The organism is Hamadaea flava (assembly GCF_024172085.1).
Taxonomy (GTDB): domain Bacteria; phylum Actinomycetota; class Actinomycetes; order Mycobacteriales; family Micromonosporaceae; genus Hamadaea; species Hamadaea flava.
This window is the reverse complement of the sequence record NZ_JAMZDZ010000001.1, coordinates 1888299-1908171: the sequence shown is the minus strand read 5'-3', so window position 1 is coordinate 1908171 and position 19873 is coordinate 1888299. Positions and strand designations below refer to the sequence as shown.

The window sequence follows — 19873 nt, the reverse complement described above, 5'->3', positions numbered from 1 at the left end:
GACGTTCATACCGCCCTTGGCCGAGGGTTCGGTCGCGATCTCGTGCCCTGCCCGTGACCGTGAAGCGCCGGTGAAGCCGATCTGAAGCAGCCGATCTCCATGCTTCGGCAATGAGGAGACTGAATCGGAGGCTGCGCCGCTTTGCGGCCGCGGTCTGCGCCTTGCTGTCGGCGTCGACGACGGCCGTCGTGGTGATCGCTGGCGCAGCGGGGCCGGCGGCGGCCAGCGTTCCCGCCGGTGGGATGACGGCCGCTCAGGTGAGCTCCATGTTCACCGAGTACGGGGACGCGGGCGGGCATTGGACCGGTGGGGACGGCACGGTGTCGGTGCTGCTGCCCGACGGCCGTGTGGCGTGGCTGTTCTCGGACACGTTTCTCGGCACGGTCAACGCCGACGGCACCCGGCCGGACGGCGCGCCGATGGTGAACAACACCATGGTGGTGCAGGACGGTGCCACGCTCGCCGTCACGCTGCACGGTGGGTCGGCCGCCTTTCCGGAGACGCTGGTGAAGCCCGCGTCGGAAGGCGAGTTCGCGTGGGTCGGCGACGCGGTCGTGGAGTCCGGTGTGTTGAAGGTGCTGTACAACCGCTTCCGCCGGTTCGGCGCTGGCAGCCTCGACGTGGAGCTGATGGGTACGTCGCTGGCCACCTTCGCGCTGCCCGGCCTCACCCAGACCTCGCTGATCGATCTGCCGGTGGGCCGGTCGATCCAGTGGGGTTCGGCGCTGCTCGGCGACGGCTCCTACACCTACATCTACGGCACGTCTTCCGGGTTGGCCGGAATGAAGTTCGCGCACATCGCCCGGGCTCCGGCCGGCGGTTTGGGCGCAGCCTGGCAGTACTGGACGGGGACCGGGTGGTCCGGCGCCGAAGCCGAGGCGACGCGTGTGATGAGCGGCGTCGGCAACTCCTTTGCAGTACAGAAGGTCGGCGGCCAGTACGTGCTGGTGACGCAGGAGACCAACGCTGTGTTCGACCCGCAGTTCGTGGCGTACACGGCGACGTCGCCGACCGGCTCGTTCGCTGGGCCGGTACAGCTGCTGACCGCGCCGGAACAGCAGCCCGGTACGCAGAAGATCGTGTACACCGCACGGCTGCATCCCGACTTGGCGCGGTCGGGCAAGCTGCTGATGTCGTACGACGTCAACAGTCTCGACAATGCCGACAACTACGCCGACGCCCACCTCTACCGGCCGCGGTTCGTCGAACTGGATTGGCCCCGGCTCCAGCCGGATCCTTCCTCCTTGCCGGCGGCGCCTCTGGGGCTGACCGCCACCTCCGACGCCGCCGGCGTCGTCCACCTCACGTGGCCCGCGGTCAACGGAGCCCCCAGGTATTTCGTCCACCGGCGCGACGTGACCAACGGTCAGACGCATGCGGCTCGTCAGCCGCAGCCGGTGACGCAGCCGTCGGCCGACATCACTGGGCTGATCAGCGGCCACCGATACGAGTTCTCGGTTACCGCCGCGAACTCGGTCGGCGAGGGAGCGTTCTCGGCCACAGTCGCGGTGGTGCCGCAGGCGCAACGCGACGCCACCGTGATCCGGCTGGCGAACCTGCCCGAGTCGCTGCCGGGCCGGTACATCATCGGGCTCAAGACCGACGCCGCGGCACGCGGGCGTGGGGTGGAGGCCGTGGCTCGTGAGCTGGTGGCGCAGACCGGGGGCACGGTCAGCGATTTCTTTCCCGACCGGTCGCTGGTGTTCTCCGCGACGCTGACCGAGCGGCAGGCGATCGATCTCGCCGGGCATCCGGACGTGGAGGACGTCGAACAAGATCGTGAGATCGAACTGGCCGCCAGCGCAGGAGGCGAACAGCAGGGAGCACCGTGGGGTCTGGATCACATCGACCAACGGACGTTGCCGCTGGACGGCCGCTACCACTATCCGAACGTCGCCACCGGGGTGCACGCGTACGTGCTCGACACGGGGATCAGGTCGACGCAGGCCGACTTCGGCGGGCGCATCGGCAACGGCATCAACACCACCGGCAATCCCTCCACGACGGACACCGAGGACTGCTCGGGCCACGGTACGCACGTCGCGGGCATCATCGGCGGTACGCAGTGGGGCGTCGCGAAAGACGTTCAGCTGCACCCGGTGCGGGTGTTCTACTGCTATGTCGACCCAGTGGACGGCAAGTTCAAGGTCAAGTCCACCGCGTCCTCCGTCGAACGCGGAGTGCGGTGGGTCATCGCCTCCGTTCAGCGGCCGGCAGTGATCAACATGAGCCTCGGGGCGTTCGCCGGTTCGGGCCGCACCAGCATGGATCGGGCGGTACGCGACGCCACCGCCAGCGGCATTCCGGTCGTGGTCGCGGCCGGCAACCGCCGTTCTGGGCAGCAGGCAGCCGACGACGCGTGCGACGTGGCACCCGCGCACTCCGACAAGGTCTACCAGTCGGACGATGTCATCACCGTCGGCAACATGAACAAACTCCTGTCGCGCGACCCCTCGAGCAACTACGGGGCGTGCATCGACATCTGGGCACCGGGAACCGACATTCCATCCGCGGACTACGCCACGGACGCGCTCTTCCCGCCCAAGGTGCTCACCGGCACGTCGATGGCCGCACCGCACGTGGCCGGCGTCGTCGCACTCATCCTCGACGCTCACCCGGCGTACACGATCGCCGAGATTCAGGAAGCCCTGCGGCTGGCGGCGACGCGGGATCGGCTGACCGATCTCGTTGGTGCCCCCAACTTGTCAGTGTTCGTCGAGCAGCGTCCCACGAATGCGCCCACCGGCCTGACGGCCGCTTCGCTTGATGACGGCACGATCAAGCTGACCTGGACTGCAGTGCCCGAGCCGGACGTCCGGTATCTGATCTCGCAACGTGACGTGAGCGAGGGCGAGACCACCTTCACCCGGCGCAGCGAGAAGATCACCGGCACGACCGCCATCGCGAACGGCCTGCAGGAAGGACACACATACGAGTTCACCGTCGCGGCGTTCACCAGCACCGGCATCGGCCCGGACTCCACACCGGCCGGCGCGACCGCCCGGACCCAGCCGCCCGGCCCGCCGACCGGCCTGACCGCTGCCGCGAACCCGGACGGGACCATCAGGCTCGACTGGCATCCCCCCGCGCCCAACGTCTGGTACAAGGTCTATCAGCGTGACGTCACCGCAGGCGAGAGCGCCCCCACCGAGCTGCCGTCTCCGGTCGTGCAGTGCTGCACGATGACGGCCCAGTACCTGATGCACGGGCATGAGTACGAGTTCCAGGTGTCGGCCACCAACCGCGGCGGCGAGAGCCCGCCGTCGAACACCGCGCGGGCCGTCTCACGGTATCCGGTGCCGCAGCCACCCACGGGACTCACAGCGGCCGCAGGCGACGGCATGGTGACCCTGACCTGGACGGCCAGCCCCACTCCGTCCGTCTGGTATCGGGTGTATCGGCGCAACGTGACCGCAGGCGAGACCGTGACCACGCCGCTGCCCTGGCCAGTAGCCGATTGCTGCACCGTGTCGATCGGATATCTCGACAACGGTGCCGAGTACGAGTTCACCCTCACCGCGACCGGCCAGGGTGGCGAGTCGGCGCCGACCAACCTCGTGCGCGCCACGCCGCAGAAGCCCTTGCCGGGCAAGGTGACCGGGCTGACCGCGACACCGAAGCCGGACGGCACGATCGTCCTCACCTGGAGCGAGCCGGCCAACGGACCTCACTGGTACGACGTCTACCAACGGGACGTGACGGCGGGCGAGACGTCGTTCACGAAGATCGGGTTGCCGGTGACGACGTGCTGCACCTTCACGGTCAGCTACTTGACCCACAACAGCCGGTACGAGTTCAAGGTGGGCGCCACCAACGGCCGACCCGGGCCGCTGTCCGACCCGATCCAGGCGGTCTCGGCGTACGCCCCACCGGCAGCGCCTCGCAACCTCACCGGCCAGGCCGCCGGGGACGGTTACGTCGACCTGGACTGGGATCCGCCCGCCGCGGGCGACTTCTACTACTGGGCCTATTACCGCGACGTGACGGCTGGGCAGGCCGGGTTCATCAAACTCGGTCTGCCGACCGAGAAGACGTGGGTGTCGATCGGCCCACTCGTCCACGACCACGAGTACGAATTCAAGGTCACCGCGTCCAACCAGGGTGGTGAGGGACCGGCTTCGCCCATCATCCAGGTGAGGTCGATAGGTGGGCTGCCGCTGGCCCCGAGCGGGCTGAGCGCCCAGGCCGGTGACGGCAAGGTCACGTTGCGCTGGGCCGCGAGTCCTACGCCCAGCGTCTGGTACCTCATCGAGTACCGTCCGACCGGCGGAGCGTGGCGGCGGATCAGCGTTCCAGACACCACCTGCTGCACCAACACAGTGTCGCTGCTCGACAACGGCACGACGTACGAGTTCCGCGTACGGGCCACCAACGCCTCGGGCAACAGTTCGGCGTCGAACGTAGCGACGGCGCGGCCGATGCCGCCGTTGCCGCAGCCGCCGAGTGGTCTGACCGCGCAGGCGGGGGACGGCCGGGTGACGTTGCGGTGGTCGGCCAGCCCGACGGCGAATGTGTACTACTGGATCGAGTACCGGGCCAACGGCGGCGCGTGGCAGCGGATCAGCATTCCCGTCACCATCTGCTGCACCAACACCGTGTCGTTGCTGACCAACGGAGTCACCTACGACTTCCGGTTGCGGGCGACCAACATCACGGGTGATTCGACGCCGTCGAACGTGGCGACGGCGCGGCCGATGCCGCCGTTGCCGCAGCCGCCGAGTGGTCTGACCGCGCAGGCGGGGGACGGCCGGGTGACGTTGCGGTGGTCGGCCAGCCCGACGGCGAATGTGTACTACTGGATCGAGTACCGCGCCAACGGCGGCGCGTGGCAGCGGATCAGCATTCCCGTCACCACTTGCTGCACCAACACCGTGTCGTTGCTGACCAACGGAGTCACCTACGACTTCCGGTTGCGGGCGACCAACCTGTCCGGCGACTCCGCCCCTTCCAACGTCGCCACGGCACGTCCGTTGCCGCCGACCCCCGCGCCGCCGTCCAATCTCGTGGCGGCCGCGAGGTACAACTCAGTCAGCCTGAGCTGGAAGTCCAGCCCGTCGCCGAACGTAATGTACTACGTCTACTACCGCAACGTGGACCGCAACGGGGCATGGCTCAGGACGATGTACCCGACGCCGTCGACGTGGATCACGCTGAACTATCTCAACATTCACACGACGTACGAGTTCCGGGTCACCGCGGCCAACGCCTGGTTCGAGAGTGGTCCGTCCAACACCGCACGGGCCACGACCCACACCGGCGGTTGCACGACGATCGCAAGCACTCCGAGTTATCGGAAAGTCAGCGACGAAAGGTACCAGATCTCCGCCACCAACACCGCGAGTTGCCACGGAGTGGTGTTCAACGTCCAGGTGATCGTGCGGATCCTGGGAATGCTCGACGTCGACATCATCGAGTGGAACATGTGGGAGATGAACATCGAGAACTGGGGAACCGTCGGGGAGTACCGGGCCGGCACGAGCACCGCTCAGCTGAAGATGTACTACGACGAATGTAGGGCTTACCTGACCCACGCCGTCACGAGGTGGACGGACGGATACGGGACCTGGATAGAGACATCCGCGTACTCACCAGAGGTGAGAACGGTCCTTTGTCAGTGATCTGCGGTCATTCGATGGCTCCCATCCGGGCGGGCAGCCCGGGTGGGAGCCGCCCCGCGCCGGTAAGGCGACGTCGGCCCGACCCGGCTAGCGCTGGAGGCGTACCGGATAGCCGGACGCTGCTCTGCGTACCAGTCAAGCCACGCGCGGGCCTTGGGCTCTTGCTGAGTCGCGATCCATTGAGCGGCAAAGCCGATCTCGAACGCGAGTGTGTTCCTGATGGCACTAGAACCCGCTCTGGCGCGACATGCCTGGGACGGCTGGCCTCGGACGATGCTCGATGCTGTGTGGTCACCGGGCGCACGAATGCGACGGCTTGCTCGACGGGGGAGTCGGGTCGCCGTGAGTCGAAGAAGGCGAGCCAAACACCGAGGTCGGGACGGAAAGTGCATTGACGATTGCTGCTTGATGCGGCCCGTGATCGGAACATAGCGTCGATCGCATGAACACCCATCTGGCTCATGGGTGCGACAAATGGGGGTTCAAATCCCCCCTCGGACACCAACCAAATCCCAACGGTGTTCGCCAAGATCAATCTCGGCGTGCACCGTTTGTGTTTCTGCGACGTAAGTCAGCTTCAGGCGCATGCTCCGGTACAGGTCGAGCTTGTCCTCGGGTTCAGCTTCCTCCAGTGCCGCAGCGATGTTACCGAGCCCGTCGATCAGCGAGGCGATGTCCTCGGCAGTCATCGAGTCGGCCGTGTCGGATTCGCAGGCAGCGGGAGGACTTGCCAGGGCCGTGTCGCGCAGCTGTTCAGCCTCGGTGATCCAATCCGCCACGGCCGAGGGCTAGCTCCCTCATCGAGAGCCTGCCGGTATCGCGCGATCTTCTTGTCGAACTCTGCCGCGATGTCGCCAGCGGCCCGTCTTCTTGGAATCGCCGGCCGGATCGGGGTGCTGAGCAGACGAGCCAGCAGCTCGATCGTCTGATCGCGTCGAGAAGGGGCGAAAGCCGAAGCGATCCGGTCGTCGATTGGGCCGATTGCCTGGTCCTCGCGCATGATCACGTTCTTGGGGTGATCGACACGGTTGGCTAGGGCGTAGTCGGAGGGGTAGCGGCACGGGTAGTAGGCGACTTTGTGGGAGTGTTGGCCCTGCATGCGCCGCTGGCACACCGAGCAGTAGATGAGGCTCTTGAGGACGTACGGATGCCGTGTGCGATGTGGCTTGTGGGCGGCGGGCTTGTGCGTCCGCGACCCGAGCAGGTCCCGAGCTGCCTTGAAGACCTCGCCGCTGACGAGTGGCTTGTGGACGAACTCCTGCGAGATGATCCACTTATTCCGGGGGTTCCATCGCATTACCGGCATGTGTCCCAGTGCCACATCATCGACGTCAACGAGTACCTCGTCGGTGCGCTGCTTGTTCCAGACCTGTCTGCCGGTGTAGCGCGGGTTGGTAAGGATTACGCGGACGGCGCTGTTGGACCAGGAACTCCATGGCTGCGCACGCTGCCATTCGCGCGAGGTGTCAGCATCCTGGTATCCCGCGGTGGAGATCCGCCCGTAGAACGCAAACCGAAGCCGCGGATCGATCTGCTGCTAGCGGCGTTGGCGCGGGATGCGATGGGCTTCACTGGGCTGCCAGGCCGCGAATGCACCTAGATTTGGGCTTGTCGATTGTCATCCCGTCCTCTTCCACCATCCAATCTTCCGGAAGTGAGACAGCCAGACTCGTACGCGATGACGCAGTGGATGCGGATTCACTCCGCGGAGCAGTACACGGCATCGGCGGAAACGGCTGGCCATCGCGTTAGTCGAGCCGGTAACCTGCCTCGACCACCAAGGAGGCAGCGATGACCGAGACGATGACCCTGTGGCGGCCGACCGGCCCGCAGGAACTCGAACTCGTTCGCGCCTCCGGTTGGAAGACGTGGCCGCCGCGCCTGCCCGACCAGCCGATCTTCTACCCGGTCCTCAACGAGCAATACGCGATCATGATCGCCCGGGACTGGAACGTGCCCGCCTCCGGCGTCGGCTATGTGACCCGTTTCGAAGTCAACCGCGAGTTCGCAGCTCGCTACCCCGTCCAGCAGGCCGGCGGTCGCGACATCCTCGAGCTGTGGGTACCCGCCGAAGAGCTCGACGAGTTCAACCAGCACATCGTGGGGCTCATCGAGGTCGTCCATGAATTCCGGACCGACGCCCCGGGCCAGCCGTGATCGAGGCCTCTCGTCTCACCAGCCTGTGGGACCAGCGGTGGTCCGATAGCCCGCCACGAGCTGATTGGCTCAAGCATGCCTACCAGTCCAGGTGGGTGCGGTTCCACAGCCTGCCGGGTTCCAAGCGGTATCCCACCAGCGATGACGAGTACGCGACCGTGTTGCATCGCCATAACACAGTCCTCGAGGAGCTCACAGACGACCCGAACCTGCTATTGATCACGTGCGACTGGGGCGAGATCGAACAGCCGGAACCTCGCGATGAGCGCCTTCGCGCATTGGACCCGGCGGGTACCCTGTGGCAGGCACTGCCGCCCGACGACTACCGAGAATCCTGGACCTATCTATACATCAGCGAGCGGTCGTGGATGCGTGGCGTGCTGGATCCCGTGCTCCGTGCCGTCGCCGACGACATCTTGGCCGGGGTGATGGTCGCACCCGGTAACCTGAGCTGGATCTACCACCCGTATGACGGCGGCGCCGACGTCCTCCTGCCCACGAGTGGGGCGCGCGACCACATCCGCGAACGTCACCGCGACTGGCTCTCAGCTCATCCGTCCGGACTGTGAATCCCGATGGATCGAGAGTGACCCGAAGGGATATTCAGGCCGTTGGTGAACGAGTACCAGCAGAAACTGCGTGATCGTTTCCTCAGCGCGCCAGTGGCGTCGTTACCGGCGCCGTGAGTCGGGATTCCCCCCGAACGCGACCATCCCCGTGGGCGGGCTAATCGGCGTGGGCTTCGCGCCGGACCCCGCCACCAAAGCAGGTCCTGCTCATGGTCGCCTCCCACAGCGGTCGTGGACTGTTCGACCCAGCAACTGGTACAAGGATGGCCAGGGACTACGACCCCGACCTGTGTTACCCGGCCGGGCCTCACCTGTCATGTCCAGGGATCGGCGTTCTGGCCGACATGCGGGCCCGGTATCGAACTCCGTCAGGTTGGCGATGGCCTCGGCCCGGTCGTGGGAGGCGCGCAGGATCACGACCACGCTAGCGGTCATCACCGCGAGGCACCAGGCCGCCGATCGTGATGTAGCGACCCTTCCTGGCGAGTGAGGGACGGTCACCCTTGTGGCGTCAAAGCATCAGGAAGGGCCTGACGGTGGCGGTCCTCGAGACGGTGGCCACAGGCGTGCACCTCCTCGCGGATCGAAACTACCTCGGCTTCCCCTCAGGCATCTCCGGCGCGGAAGTCGCCGAACGGGCAGTGTTGCAGGCACGCAAGTTCGGCGCCAGCATCAGCATCCCCGCCTCGGCCGTCACGCTGGACAGCCGCAACGGCGACCACCGGATCGGCGCTCGGCGACGGCACCGAGATCTCAGGCCATGCCGTGCTGATCGCCACCGGTGCCCGGTACCTCGAGAAGACCAGCGTCTACTACGCCGCGACCACCGCCGAACTCCACGCATGCCGGCACGCCTCCGTAGCCGTGGTCGGCGGCGGCAAATCCGCCGGACAGGCAGCCACATTCCTTGCCGCGCAGGCCCACCGTACTTGTCATCGACATGGACACCCACCGGCCGGTGGACAGGCTGCCCAGGCACCTGGCGTGATGCGGTACGGCGAGCACGTAGCCTGCAGCTGCCGTAGCGGCGGAGGAGGTCAACGATCGGCGGACAGCTCATTGTCCGGTTGATAATGGTACGCAGCTTCACGTACCGCTTCGTCGCTTTCCAACCCGGCTCCCAACGCCCCGCCGAGTGTGCCGAGAGAGCTGGCCAACCACGCCAGCTGCACCTGGTCACCGATACCGGCCGAATGACCGAGGACAGCGGCGATCAGGCCGGCCGGAACCATGACGAGCACCCCCATCGCAGTCAGCATCACCAGCGCGCCGTACAGCGCCACCGCGCCGATAACCACGGTGAGAATCGTTACGATGTTGAACAGAGCCACCTGTTGGCGAATCCCGGGACCGGCAGCCCGGGGCGGCACCCGTTCCCACAGGCTGGCGCCGAACATCAGGCTCAGTACCACCGCGAGTAGCGAACCGACGGTAAGGATGCTCAGCCGCACCGCCCCCAACGCGTTCGCGAGCCGCCAGATGTCGCTCGTCACCAGCGCGAGGATGTCGACGGCCAGGGCCGCGACCAGAGCTCGGGAGAGCCGCGAAACCAGTCGCCATGGCCGGTTGGCTCGCAGCATGCCCAGCAGGAGCCGCAGATTTCCTGTCACTACGCCGGTGATCAGACCGACGGCTCGGCTTTCAGATACCGGCAACTCGTTCAGCTCGCGCGTCCGGCGGTACAGAGCCACCCGACGCCGCCGAATGGCGCGATCGTTTAGGTCCGCGTTCTCGCTGTCGACCTCGCCCAGCAGCGCCTTAACCAGGCGCACGATCGCGTCTGCGGCCCGGCGGGTCACACCCACGGCGCCCAGCGCAGGCAGGGACAGCACAGCGACAGCGTGCGTGGCACTCGCGTGGGCGACCACCGGCCCGCGCTGTGTCGCCAACGGTAGATCGGTGATGCAGATGGCCATTTGCCAGCCTTCGTCTAGCAGCCTGCGCCGGGCGGCGGCGACCAGCCGGTTCAGGTCTGCTGGGGCGTCGACCAGCCGGTCCACCGCCAGCCGCATCTGCCAGTCGCCGTCCGGCAGCCGAACGGAGATCGGGCCGGTGAGGTCCGCCAAAAGACTCTGTGCCAGGTCGGCAGCCGGCCCCGGTGACGCGACCAGTCCGATCACGATCATCTCAAGTCACCGGCCGAAGCGCTCGTCGCCCCAGCCGAGTCGTTAACGGTTGCCGTCGTCATCGTGCATCTCCCGACAGAGGCGTCGCTACCGGTACGGTGCGCGGTCACGCACCTGATGCACCTGCCCCGATTCGGTGAGCGACCATCACTCGGTGGTGGTCAATCATGCTACAGGTAACCCCGTCCAGTGGGGGACGGCTCAGATCATCCCAGCAAGGCAGGCTGCGACGGCGGTGGCTGGTCAACCGGTGTAGTCGGTTGATGGGCTGTGTCATCCGCCCGCTCAGACGTTGCACGACTATCGGAGGATCTTGATGTCGGGGCGGGCTGAGTGAAGATGGGTGGATGGAAGCGTCGGAGTCATTCGCCGGAGTGCCGGGCATCGCGCCAAACTGACGCTTGAGGAACTCGCAGAGGAGTCCGGTGTCAGTGTGTGGGCGCTGAGCGATATGGGCGCGGGCGGGCGCTGGGATCGCAGCGGCGCCCGGTGTTGTTGATCGCCGACGCGTTGAAGCTGGAGGGCACCGACTGCCAGGAGTTCGTTGCGCTGGCCAAAGTGGGCCGTGCCCGGTCGGCGTACGTGGCGGCCGCGCCAGGACTATGTGAGCCGCCCCGGTCGCTCGGCGACCTCACCGGGCGGGCGGCCGAGCTTGCCTGGATCCACCGTCTGGTTGAGCAGGCGGCCGATGGCGCGAACGTCGCGATCGTCTCGGGCGGAGCCGGGCTGGGCAAAACCACGCTTATGGTTCGAGCGGCGCACCGGTTACGTGACCGGTTTCCCGACGGGGTCTTGTTCGTCGACGCCCTGGGCATGAGCCGGCGGCCGGTCGCCAGCGACGAACTGCTTAACCGGCTGCTGCGCGCGCTGGGCATACGCGCGCAGCACATCCCGGACGACACTGCCGAGAAAGCCGGACTTTCGCCACCTGCTCGGCGAGCGGCAGGTCCTGGTGATCGCGCTTTGAAGGACGGCTTCCTCCAGATCACCGCATGCGACCGGACCGCAGTCGCCCGCAGGGCTCCTGACCCGCTCATACTCGGCGCGCCTAGGCAACCCCGAGATCAATATGCGAGAGCGCTCAACCGTGTGTGCTGGACAGGGCTGGATGAAGCTCGCGGTGGGTCTGCGGCAAACCGCTCGCTGCGGATCACCCGGTGAGTTGCCCCGGGCTACGGACGTCCCTGCGAACCTCGCGTAGCCCGATGCTCATGCGCGGAACGAGTAAATAGTTAGACTCATCGCCGTGCTGACGAACATGTCGTGGTTCAACGAGCCGCGCGAGTGGTCATTGAAGGACGGCCTACTGCGCGTCGTGACGGAGTTGAAGACTGACTTCTGGCGCGAGACGTTCTACGGCTGGACCACCGACAATGGACACTTCTTTTACCAGCCGACGACTGGCGACTTCACCGCCGAGGTGGTTGTGTCCGCTACGCATACGACACGGTTCGACCAGGCTGGCATGATGGTCCGAGCCGACGGGCGTAACTGGCTGAAAACCGGCTTGGAGGTCACGTCGGGCACCGTGCAGGTCAGCACGGTGTTCACCCGCGGGTACTCGGATGTGTCGATGGCGCCGATCCAAGGATTTCTTGGAGAGGTTTCGATGCGAGTCACCCGCTTCGGCGAAGCAGTGGCCGTGCATTGCCGTAGCGGCGACCGTCCGTGGCAGCTGCAGCGGCTCGGCTATCTCGCCCTTCCTGCCACCGTAGACGTCGGCGTCATGTGCTGCTCGCCTGAGCGTGCCGGGTTGGAGGCCACCTTCCGCGACTTTCGAATCGGGCCCCCGACCTCCCGGGATGGACTTGAGTAGCGCACGGGCGTAACGCGATGAGCGAGACATGCTCGTGCCGTTCGTCGACATCGCACCGCATAGCCGAGTTGTTCGGCTGGCCGACCAACCATCTCGCCCACCGCCATCGCTCAGGAGGTGGCGGAGGTGTTGGCCGGGCGGGTCGACCGGGTCCGGGCGTATCCCAGCGACAGCCGCCGATATCCACGCTGGTGTGCGCCGTCGCTCGTCATAACTTGAGGTGATAGACGTGCCCGCCCTGCTGGGACCCGAGCACGGGAATGGCCTCGGCCTGTTTGCACTCCTTAGCCCGGGTCGGCGGTGGCCCGACCCGGGCGGCCGGTGCGAAGGTCAGCGCACTTCGGCTTGGATCACCCGCCGAAAGCCGATCAACGCGGGGAGCGCTACCCAGACGACGAAGGAGGTCAGGGCGCGGGGAACGTCTTCGCCCACCACCGCCATGTCGAGCCACTGGAGCACCTCGCCGGCAGTGGGGCTGGCCGTTCGCAGCAGGCTCACCAGCATCGGCCAGGTCAGCACGACGACGATCGCCGTCGGCGCGTTGCCGATCGCCAGGGCGAGGGCGTAGCCCGTCAACGCGAGCGCGATGTTGACCAGCATGGATCTGAAGAGGTCGCTGGCGTCGACGGTCCAGACCAGCGCCGAGCGAGTGGCGAGCGAGCCGACGGGACCGATGACGACGGCAGCCGCCAGCGCCAGGGGAGTGATGGCGGCCGAGACGGCGACGACCGCACTGGCCTTGGCGAGCAGGACTCGATGCCGGCGGGGCGTCAGGGCGTATGTGGTCAACGCGGTGCGGTGCGTCCGTTCGGCCGTTACCAGCAAGATCGCGATGACCGGGCCGAGTGTCCCCGCCGGTACTGCGGCCAGCAGCGCGATGTCCCCCAGGGTGGCGGGCTGCCGATACAGCACCGCGCCGGCGCCGAAGACCCCGCTCAGGACCACGGCGACCGCGGCGAGGACCATACCGGACCGGGTGTCGACGAGCTTGCGGAGTTCCACGAGGACAAGGACGCCGAACGGGCGTGGCCGGTCGATGGGCGGCGTGTGCATTGTCACCACCTGCTTTCAGCGTGGGCCGGGCGATCGTTGCCGCCGGTCAGGGTGAAGTAGACGTCGGCGATGCTGCCGTGCTGAGCACGCAGCCGGTCCGGGGTGTCGTCCGCCAAGACCTTGCCCGCCCCGACGATGACCAGCCGGTCCGCCAGCTGCTCGACGTCGGCCAGCTGGTGACTCGACAGCAGCACGGCGCACCCCTGGTCGGCGCGGCTTCGCAAGAGGCCGGCGAGCCACCGTTGGCCCTGCGGGTCCAGACCGTTGGACGGCTCGTCAAGGATCAGCGCCCGGGGCCGGCCCAGCAGTGCCGACGCCAGTCCGAGCCGCTGCCGCATCCCGAGGGAGAAGGCCCGGACCGGTTTGCCGGCTGCCGTGCCGGGCAATCCGACCTCGTCGAGGACCTCGTCGACCCGGCCGGGTGCAAGCCCGATGGTGCGGGCGGCCAGCCGGAGCGACTCACGCGCGGTACGCCCCGGATGAAAGCAGTCGGCGTCCAGCAGCGATCCGGCCACCAGCGCCGGGTTCGGCCAGTCGGTGTAGGCCCGGCCGGCGATGGTGGCCCGGCCCGCGTCCGCTCGCCCCAGGCCCAGCAGGATACGTAAGGCGGTCGATTTGCCGGCGCCGTTGGGACCCAGTAGGCCGACGATGGTGCCCGCTTGCACCCCGAAGGAGACCCCGTCCAGCGCGACGGTGTCCCGATAGCGCTTGCTCAGATCGGTAAAGGTGATCATGCCGTTCAGCAAACAGCGGGAGGCGGCGCCGTCGCTGCGGGCGAAGGGCTCAGCTGGGCGGCCAGGACGCTCGCGGTCGGGCATCGGAACAGGCCAGTCGGCTATGGGATCAAGCCGATGGTCTCCAAGAGCCGGCAGCGGAGCCTCGCTAGTCTGGCGGAGTGACACCTCCCGCCCGCGTACATCAGCCCAGCCCGGGGCGGCTGTTCGTGGCTTTCGGCGGTGCCGTCGCGGCGCTGTTCTGGCTATATCACCTCACGGCCTTTCTCTCGCCCGTCGAGCGGCCCTGGCACATGATCGTGGTGCAGAGTGTCGCCGGGCTCGCGGCGATCGTCGCGTTGACCCTGTGGCGGCGATCCGCTGCGTGGTGTCTCCTCATCGTCGCTGGCTGCCTGTTCCTCAGCCCGGCGGGTGTCGGCGCGGCGTTCGCCGTGCAAGCGGCCTCCGCGTGGCGGCGCGGCCGGTCGCTGGTCGTGCTCGTCACGGGAGTCGGGCTCGTGGCGACGAAGATCGCCCAGTTGCTCCTCGGCCCGTATCACCGTGGCTGGATCGTCGCATCGACGGTGGAGCTGACCGTGGCTGTGGCGGGGCTGGCCGCGGCCACGCTGACGGGCTGGTTGCTGCGCAGCGTCTCCGCTGAGCGGACGCTGCGCGAGGACGCGCGGCTCGCCCGCCGCGACGCCGAGCACGCCCGGATGGAGCAGGTACGCCTGCAGGAGCGGGAGCGGATTTCTCGCGAGATGCACGACGTGCTCGCCCATCGGATCTCGCTGGTCGCCATGCACGCCGGCGCCCTGGTCTATCGGGACGATCTGGACCCCAAGACCACCCGGGAGACGGCCCGAGTCATCCACGGCAACGCCAAGCAGGCCCTCGATGAGCTTCGGGGAATCCTGTCCGGCCTCCGGGACGGCACCCACGACCACGACCATCCGGAACCACCTCAGCCGACGCTGCGGGAGCTGCCAGTCCTGGTCGCGGAGGCCCGCTCGACCGATACCCCGGTGAGACTCGCTCTGACCGCGACCGGGCTGGACGACCTGCCCACACAGGTGAGCCGCTCGGCGTACCGAATCCTCCAGGAAGGGCTGACGAACGCCCGCAAGCACGCGCCCCAGGCGCCAGTGGAGCTACGCGTGGACGACGGTCCGGACAACTCGATCGTCCTGACGGTGGGTAATCCGTTGAGCCGCGAGCAAGACCATTGGCCGGCGGGTGCTGGTCTGGGCCTGGTGGGCGTCACCGAGCGGGCGCAATTGCTGGGCGGCACTGTCACAGTCGGACCGGTCGACGGCCGCTTCGAGCTGACCGTGACCTTCCCGCGGCCAAGCGCATGATCAGGATAGTGATCGTCGACGACGATGCTCTGGTACGCCGCGGACTGCACCTGATCCTTCAGGCCGACGCCGAGTTGGAGATCGTCGGCGAGGCCGACGACGGCGACCGGGCACTCCAGGTCATTCACGAGACGGCACCTGACGTCGTGTTGCTCGACATCCGGATGCCGCGGCTGGACGGGTTGGCCGTCATGGAGCGCCTCGCCCGGCTGGCGTCGCCGCCTCACGTCATCATGCTCACAACGTTCCACGCCGACGACTATGTCCTGCGGGCACTGCGTCTCGGCGCACAGGGTTTCCTGCTGAAGGACACCGACCCACCGGACATGATCAACGCCATCAGGGCGGCGCACCGTGGAGAGCCGGTGCTGTCGCCATCGGTGACCGCGACCGTCATCGCCGCCGCCACCGGACATCCAGCGACGGACCCCCGGATCGCGGCGGCGGCCGCATCGCTTTCGCCACGTGAGCGCGAGGTCGCGGTGGCCCTCGCGCAGGGAATGTCCAACATGGAGATCGGTAGGACGCTCTATCTAAGCCTCGCCACGGTCAAGACGACAGTGACGCGTATCTTCACGAAGCTGGGCGTGGACAACCGAGTCTCGGCGGCGATGATGATCCGGGATGCCGGGCTGCTCTGACGCCCGTCATCAGGCCAGCTGGGGCCACCGCGCTGAACCGTGCAACTGCCGGTCTGCGGCGAGCGCTGCTGCGAACGACGCCTCTACGACCGCCAACGCCGACGTCTCATGGATGCGAGCCATCGCAAACCTCCTCGGGCTCGGGGACCACGCGAACCCGTCTAGAAGGCCGGCTCACACGCTCACAACCGTGTCCGGCGACCCACAACCGCTCACAGGAGGACTCCACCAGAGTCGGGGCAGTTCGCAGCGAGGTCAGTGTGGGCAGGTGAATACCGGCGCGTGGCTCACACCAGCTCACAGTGGTTCGACCGGCAATCGGCCGACAGGCGCGCTGACACGGCGGATCGCGGCCGGCAGATGTGGATGGGTCACATCCCACCAGACCTGGGGCTGCCCGCATGCCGTTCGCCTACGTGTCTAGGGGGCTACAGGCCGCACGCGCGTGTGCGTATGCTGCCGTTCCAGTAGGCGATCATGGGGGCGAGAGTGAAGATCAACAGGCGGCGGGTCATCGCGATGGGCGGCGCGGTCGCCGCCGCGACCGCGTTGGCCTCACCACGGCCAGCGGCAGCCGCGCCCGCGTACGACGTGACCGTCAGCACCGTGTCCGGTGACCGGACCCGCATGTCATTGCACATCATGGGAGCTGACCCGGTCGGGGCGATCACAGCCCGCATCCACGACACCGACGGCTCGGTGCTGGCCACCCTGACCCGGTTCAGCATGATCGCCGGTACGCCGACCGACAGCCGGTGGCACGGCGACGAGCACGTGGCACTACCGCGGCTCGACCGCTACGACGTGTCCGTCGAGATCACTGCCGCTGCAGGCGGCGACCCCTATACGGCACGCTTCCCGAAGGTGTTCATCTACTACGCGAACACGTTCTTCGACGACCTCACCGTGACACCACCCATCGTCGATGCCGACCATCGGGAAGTGGTCATTGCAGGGTTGCTGACCTGGGAGGATCCGGCGACGCATGTGCACACTCCGTTGCCAGGCCGTGTCGTCGCAGCCGACGTCAGCTTTCGCAGCGGGACGAACCTGGACGTCCTGCGGACGACGGCGACGACCGACGCGTTGGGCAGGTTCGAGTTCCGCGAGGAGTTCCCTACCGAGGCCAGGATCGGCCTGAACTTCTACGACGAGTTGCCGTACATCTTCGTCAGTGGCAGCGCCAGCGTCGGAAGCTCGATCCGGCAGACCCGCATGTCGCTGGCGCAGGTCGAGCCAGACGTCGTCTTCGGAGATCCGGTTCACCTGGCCGGAAAGCTGGAGATGTTCGTCAGCGGATCCTGGGTCGGGTACTCCGGCCAATCGATCCTGTTGCGCACACCCGACGACAGCAGTCTTTCCGCCGTCACCGACGGCGACGGCAGCTACCAGTTTGTGGTGGCCGCTGGCATGTGGCAGTACTCGGCCTTCTTCAACGCGGGTCAAGATCGCGATTTCCTCGTTGCGTCAGCCCAAGCGAGCACCACGGTGGACATGTGGCATCGTGCGACGTTCGTGAACACCCGGCTCTGGAACATCAGCGACGGCGTGTTTCGGATGATGGGCACAGTCGACTACCCGGATTCCTTGTATCCGGCTACCACGACGCTCCTGATCGAGACGATGCCGTTCGGCGGTTCGACGTGGAAGACCTACGGCACGAAGGTGCTGGGCGGGCCGTTCTCCTTCGAGATCGACCTCACCCTGCCCAAGCAGACGTACGTCCGCGCCCGCGTCGAGCAAATCAAGCCCTTCCTCGCAGCGGTCGGCCCGACGTTTCCCACCTCCTCACCGCTCGTACGGCGGCCCACCGTGGTGACACCACCCGACCCACTGCCACGGCGATGACGCCCCTGGTTGCCAGAGACCTGGGCAAGACTTTCTCGTGAACGGTGTTGAGACGGTCTCCTGGGTACGCTTCGGCAGCCAGCAAAACGGTACGACGGTGATCATGTTCCTCGCCGGCGGCCTGATCACAGGGCGGCCAGGGGCACTTCCGGCTGCTGGTGTACGAGTAGGGAGCAGCCGGTGCAAAATCCCTGAACCACGTACCGTCGCCCGTTCGATTTTCTACAGTGTGATCGGGTGATCTCAGCCGCTGCCGAGCGATCAGCGGGGCGACGGCGGCCTGGCATGCCGAAGGGGGTGGGGTGTGCAACAGCCCCGGAATCTGCAGATAGAGATCCTGGACCGGGTCGCCATCGACGATCTCATCGGGAAGGTGCGCAGCGCCGCCGACCAGCCTGGTGCGGCCGACGACGTGGGAGCGTGGCGAGCCGCCAACGGCCAGGACCATGCCACCGCGAGGGCGAACTCGTTCGTCGTCGTGGGGTCGACGCTGATGTTCCTTCACCCATGCCCTGATGGTGTGATTCTGCCGTTCGCGGTGTATCCCGACGGGACCACCAAGGTGTACACCGACGCCGAACACGCCGGCGAAAGCTTCTACCGCACGGAGTAACAACGGTCGGTGCGGCTGTGACCGCTGCACGGCGGTTGCGCCAGGCCCGCGCGGAGACCGACCGACATGCCTTCCCAGCAGGCGTCAGGCCAGATCGCCGCGAGCAGGGCGACCTTCGACCTCACCGTCATGACCGGGTTTCCTCTCCAGAAGTAATACACGGCGACCGCTGGGTGCCACCGCACTGGCGGATCAATGGCTGGCCAGGTCATCCCAGCGATCGGTCGCCATGATCATGATCATCCGCCGGGCGCCCTCCTCATCGCGAAGCCATGCATCCGGATCGGCCGGCGTGGCCGTGATCTGCTCGGCGGTCATCTGCTCGACGTTGTTCCACACTCCGTGGGCTCACGGATCTCAATCCACTCACGCCTGATCAAGTCGGCTACGACGTTCACGGGACACGATGTCGTCCGGGCGGATCTGGTCGCCGCCTGAACCCGTGACGACGGCGTGGGAACTGGAAAGCTCCAGCACTACTAGATCCACGGTCCGCTCGCCCCGTCCGTTCTCGTCGCAGGCTTGGGCGAAGCGTTCACCAGGGCGAGCCCAATGCCGCGGGTGATAGCCCTGGATCGGCGAGATCCTTACTTTTACCCCAACGGACAGGTGATCGCCTCTGGTCAGGTTGCTGTCGACCGGCGCGTTGGTAACGGGCTAGGCGCCGAATCATGACGATGACCATGGCCCACTGGACCGTCGCGGCGTGGTGTTCGGGATGGCGCTCGTAGTCGCGGACCGTGCGCCGGCAGCGGGTGATCCACGACAGGGTTCTCTCCACGACCCATCTACGGTGCAGGACTTTGAACCCGACCTGGTCAGCCGGCTTTCGCACGATCTCCACCAGAGCGCCTTGCGCCTGACACTCGTCCGCTTCGGCCGATAGATCCGCGAGGCGCCCATCCATGACCCCTGGGACATGTAGGTCGCATACCGCCATCCCTCCGGAGCCCGGCAAAGGATCAGCGTTGTGGGTTGGCCCCACCTGTCTCTCCAACGTGCCTGCATGGATCGCGATTCTGCCGCGCGGTTCTTCAACAGGAACCTATCGACGCAGGCCGAGTCAGTAGCGCTCTCAGCTGGCCGATGACGCGGTCCGATCCATAGCAGTCAACTGACTACCGGCTATTGCTGGTCGCCTCAGAGCTTGTCCTCGGCGTCGGCGGCGTCGTTGCGCTCGCTTACCTTCTCCAAGGCCCTTGCCGCCTCACACAGGGCTGTGAGTCGTCGAACTCTGGACCGCTGTGTTCCATTGCCTCATCGGCCCGAGCTGCTACGGGTCGGGTTCGCCAGACGAAGTGCTGGACGCATAGGGGCGCATAGCGTGGGAGCCGCGCAGGTGTAGGACTTCGACTTGGGCC

15 protein-coding genes are annotated in these 19873 nt (G+C 66.8%); 9 read left to right on the top strand and 6 right to left on the bottom strand.

From position 1 onward, the window contains the following. The first annotated feature begins 110 nt into the window (after positions 1-110). Entirely contained in the window at positions 111-5618 is a 5508-nt protein-coding gene (locus HDA40_RS09105; protein ID WP_253753920.1) for a DUF5005 domain-containing protein, read from the top strand. Positions 5619-6100: 482 nt separating this feature from the next. On the opposite strand, the gene HDA40_RS09100 is transcribed toward HDA40_RS09105, so the two are convergent. Next, a complete protein-coding gene (locus HDA40_RS09100; protein WP_253753918.1) occupies positions 6101-6397 on the bottom strand; it encodes a hypothetical protein in 297 nt (98 codons plus the stop codon). Next, the gene (locus HDA40_RS42485) at positions 6304-7020 is read right to left on the bottom strand and encodes a recombinase family protein (protein WP_372503155.1); all 717 of its coding nucleotides are present in this window, start codon (positions 7018-7020) and stop codon (positions 6304-6306) included. The genes HDA40_RS09100 and HDA40_RS42485 overlap by 94 nt, the downstream gene beginning before the upstream one ends. A gap of 389 nt (positions 7021-7409) precedes the next feature. Here HDA40_RS42485 and HDA40_RS09090 point away from each other — a divergent pair, with 389 nt between their 5' ends. Together HDA40_RS09090 and HDA40_RS09085 are read left to right on the top strand one after the other, a co-directional pair. Continuing rightward, a complete protein-coding gene (locus tag HDA40_RS09090) occupies positions 7410-7775 on the top strand; it encodes an ADP-ribosylation/crystallin J1 (RefSeq protein WP_253753914.1) in 366 nt (121 codons plus the stop codon). Further along, entirely contained in the window at positions 7772-8344 is a 573-nt protein-coding gene (locus tag HDA40_RS09085) for a DUF3885 domain-containing protein (RefSeq protein WP_443671300.1), read from the top strand. The genes HDA40_RS09090 and HDA40_RS09085 overlap by 4 nt, the downstream gene beginning before the upstream one ends. Positions 8345-9381: 1037 nt before the next feature. Here HDA40_RS09085 and HDA40_RS09080 read toward each other — a convergent pair. Next, a complete protein-coding gene (locus tag HDA40_RS09080) occupies positions 9382-10470 on the bottom strand; it encodes a hypothetical protein (protein ID WP_253753910.1) in 1089 nt (362 codons plus the stop codon). Between the two features lie 492 nt (positions 10471-10962). On the opposite strand from HDA40_RS09080, the gene HDA40_RS09075 reads away from it, so the two are divergent. Both HDA40_RS09075 and HDA40_RS09070 read left to right on the top strand, forming a co-directional pair. Then, entirely contained in the window at positions 10963-11631 is a 669-nt protein-coding gene (locus HDA40_RS09075; protein WP_253753908.1) for an AAA family ATPase, read from the top strand. 85 nt (positions 11632-11716) lie between these two features. Continuing rightward, a complete protein-coding gene (locus tag HDA40_RS09070; RefSeq protein WP_253753906.1) occupies positions 11717-12286 on the top strand; it encodes a DUF1349 domain-containing protein in 570 nt (189 codons plus the stop codon). 330 nt (positions 12287-12616) lie between these two features. Here HDA40_RS09070 and HDA40_RS09065 read toward each other — a convergent pair whose 3' ends face one another. Then, on the bottom strand, positions 12617-13339 hold the full coding sequence (locus HDA40_RS09065) for a hypothetical protein (RefSeq protein WP_253753904.1): 723 nt from the start codon (positions 13337-13339) through the stop codon (positions 12617-12619). A 2-nt stretch (positions 13340-13341) separates the two neighbouring features. After that, positions 13342-14073 (bottom strand): ABC transporter ATP-binding protein, encoded by a 732-nt coding sequence (locus HDA40_RS09060; protein ID WP_253753902.1) that lies wholly within the window; start codon positions 14071-14073, stop codon positions 13342-13344. Positions 14074-14234: 161 nt separating this feature from the next. On the opposite strand from HDA40_RS09060, the gene HDA40_RS42040 reads away from it, so the two are divergent. From HDA40_RS42040 to HDA40_RS09040, 4 genes are all read left to right on the top strand, one after another. Beyond that, positions 14235-15410 (top strand): sensor histidine kinase, encoded by a 1176-nt coding sequence (locus HDA40_RS42040; protein ID WP_253753900.1) that lies wholly within the window; start codon positions 14235-14237, stop codon positions 15408-15410. A gap of 5 nt (positions 15411-15415) precedes the next feature. Then, positions 15416-16051, top strand: coding sequence for a response regulator (locus HDA40_RS09050; RefSeq protein WP_443671305.1), 636 nt, complete (start codon positions 15416-15418; stop codon positions 16049-16051). A gap of 489 nt (positions 16052-16540) precedes the next feature. Further along, the gene (locus HDA40_RS09045) at positions 16541-17899 is read left to right on the top strand and encodes a hypothetical protein (RefSeq protein ID WP_253753896.1); all 1359 of its coding nucleotides are present in this window, start codon (positions 16541-16543) and stop codon (positions 17897-17899) included. 304 nt (positions 17900-18203) lie between these two features. Beyond that, on the top strand, positions 18204-18512 hold the full coding sequence (locus HDA40_RS09040) for a hypothetical protein (protein WP_253753894.1): 309 nt from the start codon (positions 18204-18206) through the stop codon (positions 18510-18512). A gap of 192 nt (positions 18513-18704) precedes the next feature. On the opposite strand, the gene HDA40_RS41360 is transcribed toward HDA40_RS09040, so the two are convergent. Then, positions 18705-18830 (bottom strand): hypothetical protein, encoded by a 126-nt coding sequence (locus HDA40_RS41360; protein WP_275978207.1) that lies wholly within the window; start codon positions 18828-18830, stop codon positions 18705-18707. Positions 18831-19873: the final 1043 nt, after the last annotated feature.